The 5132-nt window shown below is 40.5% G+C and carries 5 protein-coding genes and 1 pseudogene; 5 read left to right on the forward strand and 1 reads right to left on the reverse strand.

Going from position 1 to position 5132, the window contains the following annotated elements:
* Both AC1DPZ_RS21420 and AC1DPZ_RS21425 read left to right on the forward strand, forming a co-directional pair.
* On the forward strand, positions 1 to 396 hold a 396-nt coding region (locus tag AC1DPZ_RS21420), incomplete at its 5' end, for a hypothetical protein (RefSeq protein WP_477407254.1).
* Between the two features lie 303 nt (positions 397 to 699).
* The gene (locus AC1DPZ_RS21425; protein ID WP_477407256.1) at positions 700 to 1710 is read left to right on the forward strand and encodes a glutamine synthetase beta-grasp domain-containing protein; all 1011 of its coding nucleotides are present in this window, start codon (positions 700 to 702) and stop codon (positions 1708 to 1710) included.
* A gap of 68 nt (positions 1711 to 1778) precedes the next feature.
* On the opposite strand, the gene AC1DPZ_RS21430 is transcribed toward AC1DPZ_RS21425, so the two are convergent.
* Complete coding sequence (locus tag AC1DPZ_RS21430; RefSeq protein WP_477407258.1) at positions 1779 to 2198, reverse strand: gamma-glutamylcyclotransferase family protein; 420 nt, start codon at positions 2196 to 2198, stop codon at positions 1779 to 1781.
* 130 nt (positions 2199 to 2328) lie between these two features.
* Here AC1DPZ_RS21430 and AC1DPZ_RS21435 point away from each other — a divergent pair, with 130 nt between their 5' ends.
* The 3 genes and pseudogenes from AC1DPZ_RS21435 to AC1DPZ_RS21445 all read left to right on the forward strand — a co-directional run.
* Positions 2329 to 3687 carry a glutamine synthetase family protein gene (locus AC1DPZ_RS21435; RefSeq protein ID WP_477407260.1) on the forward strand — a complete coding sequence of 453 codons (1359 nt, stop codon included), beginning with the start codon at positions 2329 to 2331 and terminating at the stop codon, positions 3685 to 3687.
* 55 nt (positions 3688 to 3742) lie between these two features.
* A complete protein-coding gene (locus AC1DPZ_RS21440) occupies positions 3743 to 4780 on the forward strand; it encodes a hypothetical protein (protein ID WP_477407262.1) in 1038 nt (345 codons plus the stop codon).
* A gap of 51 nt (positions 4781 to 4831) precedes the next feature.
* Positions 4832 to 5132 (forward strand): annotated as a pseudogene (locus AC1DPZ_RS21445) (TIGR01459 family HAD-type hydrolase); the annotation flags it as partial.

Raw genomic sequence — 5132 nt, forward strand, 5'->3', positions numbered from 1 at the left:
CAGGTAGGCGATAAATCATCACAAATAAAAATTAACGAAGTACAGGGCCTTTATTATGTAAACTTACTTAAATATGAACGCGAGCGCCTATGGATGATTTTCGCTATAGCACTGGCAATTTTGGCTGTTATAATTGTAGCTATTTTTTACCGCAGCAGCAGGCAAAAAAGGCATTATGAGCAATTATTATTTGCCGCAAAAAAACGAGAGCTGGCTTCCATTAATTCGCACGAAGTACGAAACCATCTATCAAATATACTGGGCCTGCTTGATTTGATGAAGGATAGCGAAACGAAAGAAGAATTGCTTAAAACACGCCAGTATTTATTGTACTCGGCCGAAGAGTTGGATAAAAATCTAAGAAACGTATCAGAAAAATTAAGCGAAAAGGATTAATAACAAGAAAAGAACATTTTTTATTTACATAAATTTTGTTTCAGCATTAAATCGATAACAATTTGCACTTTTTTCAAATGATAATGATTTAAAGCATGTAAAAATTAAAAATTGCTAAAAACACGGTTTCTTAAGTTAATTMTTATGTATTTACAGTTAATTAGTGGTGTTTACTGAAAAAAATTATAAAAAAAACATTAAATCATAGTGATTTTTGTAAAAAAGATTTAAATTCGCCTTATTAATTGGCGAGATTAATACAAAAACTATCAATAGAACCCCAACTTTACAAATTAATTAAAAATGGCAACTAAACTCGAGTACATTTGGCTTGATGGGTACAAACCAACACAAAGCCTGCGTAGCAAAACAAAGATCGTAAAAGATTTCAGCGGTAAAGTAGAAGATCTGGATAACTGGAGCTTTGACGGCTCATCAACCGAACAAGCACCAGGTGGTTCATCAGATTGTATCTTAAAACCAGTTTTTGTAGTGCCAGATCCACAAAGAAAAAGTGCTTACCTGGTAATGTGCGAAGTTTTAGATTCAACAGGTAAACCTCATGAGTCAAACGGTCGTGCCCTTATACAGGATGATGATAATGATTTCTGGTTCGGTTTTGAGCAGGAATACTTTTTATGGGATCCTAAAACTAATAAACCACTTGGTTTCCCGGCTGGTGGTTACCCAGRCCCACAAGGCCCATACTATTGCTCTGTAGGCGCAAACAATGCTTACGGCCGCGAAATTGTTGAAGAACACTTAGACGTGTGTTTAGAAGCCGGCTTAAATGTTGAAGGTATTAATGCCGAGGTAGCAGCAGGTCAGTGGGAATTCCAGATTTTTGCTAAAGGCGCTAAAGAAGCTGGTGACCAAATCTGGGTTGCACGTTATTTATTAGAAAGAATTGGCGAAAGCTATGGCGTATCTATCAACTGGCATTGCAAACCGCTTGGTCAGTTAGACTGGAACGGTTCTGGTATGCACGCTAACTTCTCAAATACAACTTTACGTACTGCAAACAGCAAAGCTACTTTCGAAGCTATCTGCGAGTCATTCCGTCCTGCGGTTACTGAGTGTATTGCTGTATACGGTGCCGATAACGATCAGCGCTTAACCGGTAAACACGAAACTGCTTCAATTACCGATTTCAGCTATGGTGTATCTGACCGTGGTGCTTCTATCCGTATTCCACTTTACGCTGTTGAGCATAACTGGAGTGGTTACCTTGAAGATCGTCGCCCTAACTCGGCTGCTGATCCATATAAAGTAGCAGCGGTGATTATTAAAACTGTAAAAACAGCTAAAGTTTAATCCCCCACATATACTTCTAATTTTAATTTTCCCCTGGTTGTAAAACACCCAGGGGATTTTTTTATGCCTTATTTATCAGCTCTGTTCGTAAGGTACTGCAAGTAATCGCCATTAACTATTTGTGCAAGTTTGTTAACCGGCCAATTATACAGATAAACCCAGCAGGTTACAGCTCCATGATCTGCTTCTACTTCAACCAGCTCCCTTACATACTCATGGGGTTGTGGTTCGGTTGGGCCAATACCCTCGTAATCATCAATTGTTTTCAATATGCTGCCTGGCTCATCCATTAAGTAAATACCGCCATAAATATATTGCAGTGAATTTTTATCAGCTATAGCACCCGGATATTCACCAACATCATAAAGCCTGCCTTTAAATTTGCCCTGCCCCACCGGGGTACAATGTTGCTGCAGATAATTGGCAAACTCATTTCCACTAATGAGCAGCGTTCCATAAACAAATAAATACTGGTTGGTTGTTAACATTAAATAAAACTGTTGCAAACAAAGGTAATACCTAAATCGTATGAATATTTGTAAACACTAAAGGCATTTTTTTATGTTTACACCATAATGGCGGCCTTGCTAAATTGAAACCGGCCTTATATTTTATACCATGAACCACGAACAGATTAAAGCGTATATAGAAGAAAATAACATCCARAAAATAAAATTTGCATTTGCCGATATTGATGGTGTTTTGCGTGGCAAGGTTATTCATCCTAAAAAATTTATTGAAGGCCTGCAAAGCGGCTATGGCTTTTGCGATGTGGTTTTTGGGTGGGATAGCAGTGATGCCTGTTATGACAACGTAAAGCTTACCGGCTGGCATACCGGTTATCCCGATAAACTTTGCCGTATTGATTTGAATACCCTTCGTAACATACCATGGCAGGACAATATCCCCTTCTTTTTGGCCGATTATAGCGATCCTAACGGCGATGCACTCCCGGCCTGCCCGCGTAGTTTGTTAAAGAAAATAGTAAAAGAATGCGAAGACCTGGGTTACCACGCCGAATTTGCACAGGAGTTTGAGTGGTTCAACTTCAGGGAAACGCCGCAATCCATCAACGATAAAGGGTTTACCAATATCAATACCCTTACGCCRGGAATGTTTGGCTACTCCATATTGCGTACCTCGCAAAACAGCGATTTTTATTACGACCTGTTTAACCTGCTTACGCAATTCAATATCCCGATAGAAGGCTTGCATACCGAAACAGGCCCGGGCGTTTACGAAGCAGCCATTGCTCATGATGAAGTTTTGGCTGCTGCCGATAAAGCCGTACTTTTTAAAACCGCCGTTAAAGAAATTGCTTATAAACATGGCATCATGGCATCATTTATGGCAAAATGGACCGAAAACCTGCCCGGCTGCAGCGGCCACATCCACCAAAGCCTCTGGAGTAAGGATAAAGCCGACAACCTGTTTTACAATGCCAATGATCCAAACAAAATGAGCGACCTGCATAAGCATTATCTTGCCGGTCAGCTATATTGCCTGCCGCACCTGCTGCCTATGTATGCCCCAACCATTAACAGTTATAAACGTTTGGTTGAAGGCGCCTGGGCCCCTACAACCATTACCTGGGGGGTAGATAACCGTACCACGGCACTGCGCGTTATAAACACAACACCCGGTTACACCCGGTTAGAAACCCGCATACCAGGTTCAGATACCAACCCTTACTTGGCTATTGCCGCCGCGCTGGCTTCGGGCTTATACGGTATAAAAAATAAATTACCATTAAACATACAGCCTACCGTAGGTAATGGCTATGAGGATAAAAGCAACGGCGTGCTGGCCAAAAACCTGTTTGATGCCGCCACAGATATGCAAAACTCGCCTGTTGCCAGGGAGCTTTTTGGAGAGGGTTTTGTAGAGCACTTCACCCAAACACGCCTGTGGGAGCACCGCCAATATGCAAAACATGTTACGGATTGGGAATTGAAAAGGTACTTTGAGATAATCTGATTATTATTGCGCACATTTGCACCCGCAAAATTCTAATTATAAACCAATTTTTAAAATGGATTATTCCATCATTGTTAAAAAAGCATGGGAAGGTTATGATGCTTCAAAAACCATCAGGCTTATCGAGGATATCAGCGCAATGGTATCTACTAACCATGTGTACCGCATTACTTTTGATGATGATGATATCATCATAGCTAAACTATCTTATTTTGGCAAGTTTGAAAACTTTAAAGAAGATCACCGCATCATCCAAACGTTAGCCAATAACCTGCTTTACCCCTTCGAAAATTTACTTGCCCGTTCCCTGCTTAAAAATAACAGGGTATATATTTACCATTACAAACACGGCAAAACAGATGCCTGGGTGGTTTTTTATAATCCTACCCGCATATTAAACCGCTTACCGCGCAGATTGGACGAAAATCAAATTAAAAAGCTTGGTCAGCAGGTTGGTAAATTTCATAAGGCTTGTTCAAGGGTCAAAAATGTATTACCCAAATCCTCAAAAACGTTACGTACCGATATTTCTGCCTTGATGCACCAGCTGGAAACCAACGAGAAACAGTTTGGCAGCGCCATGCAGGCCGATTTCCTGAAATATCATTGCGAAACCTTTATGAAAAACCGGTCGAAATACAACATGAGCTCGTTCGAGATCATCCCGGTATTTATCGATTGGAACATAGGCAACTTCTCGGTTACTCCAAATCTTGAACTTTATTCGCGCTGGGATTATGACTGGTTCAGGATGAGCTACCGGGTGTTGGATTTTTACTTTTTCAGTCGTGTGGTATCAAACGTAGGAGATCGCACGGTATTTAGCTATGTGATCAACACCATGATGGAAGACAGGTTTATACTGTTCCTGAAAGAATATCACAAAGTAAACCCGCTTACCGCCGATGAGATCAGGTTTATGAAGGAGGCTTACCGCTTTTTTATCCTGAACTATGTAATAAAAGATGGAAAACACTTTTTTAGTGAACAATATGCCCAAAAATTGCAAACAGAGGCCTTTAATACATACCTTCCGTCGGTCGACAGGGACTTTGATGCAGAAAAGATCATCGATGCACTTAAATTAAAATAGGCAATGCTTTAATATTTAAGCATATTGCAGCCTCATTACATCAAACATAGCATGAAACGAATAGAAAACTTTAAATCCATCGTTGACAGGTATAAAGTTGTTTTTTTTGATGCATTTGGTGTACTCAAAAACTATAAAGGCCTGCTGCCCGGTATAGAGCGCACTTTCGACTACCTGGAACAGCAAAATAAAGAATATTACGTTGTTACCAATGATGCATCACGAAGCCCGGCGCAACTGGCAGAATCATATAATACCAAAGGCCTGCTTGCCATAACTCCCAACAGGATCATATCATCGGGCATGCTTACCAAAGATTATCTTGATTTGAAGGTAAGCGATGGTATTGTGG

Source organism: Mucilaginibacter sp. P4_G9, assembly GCF_056400985.1.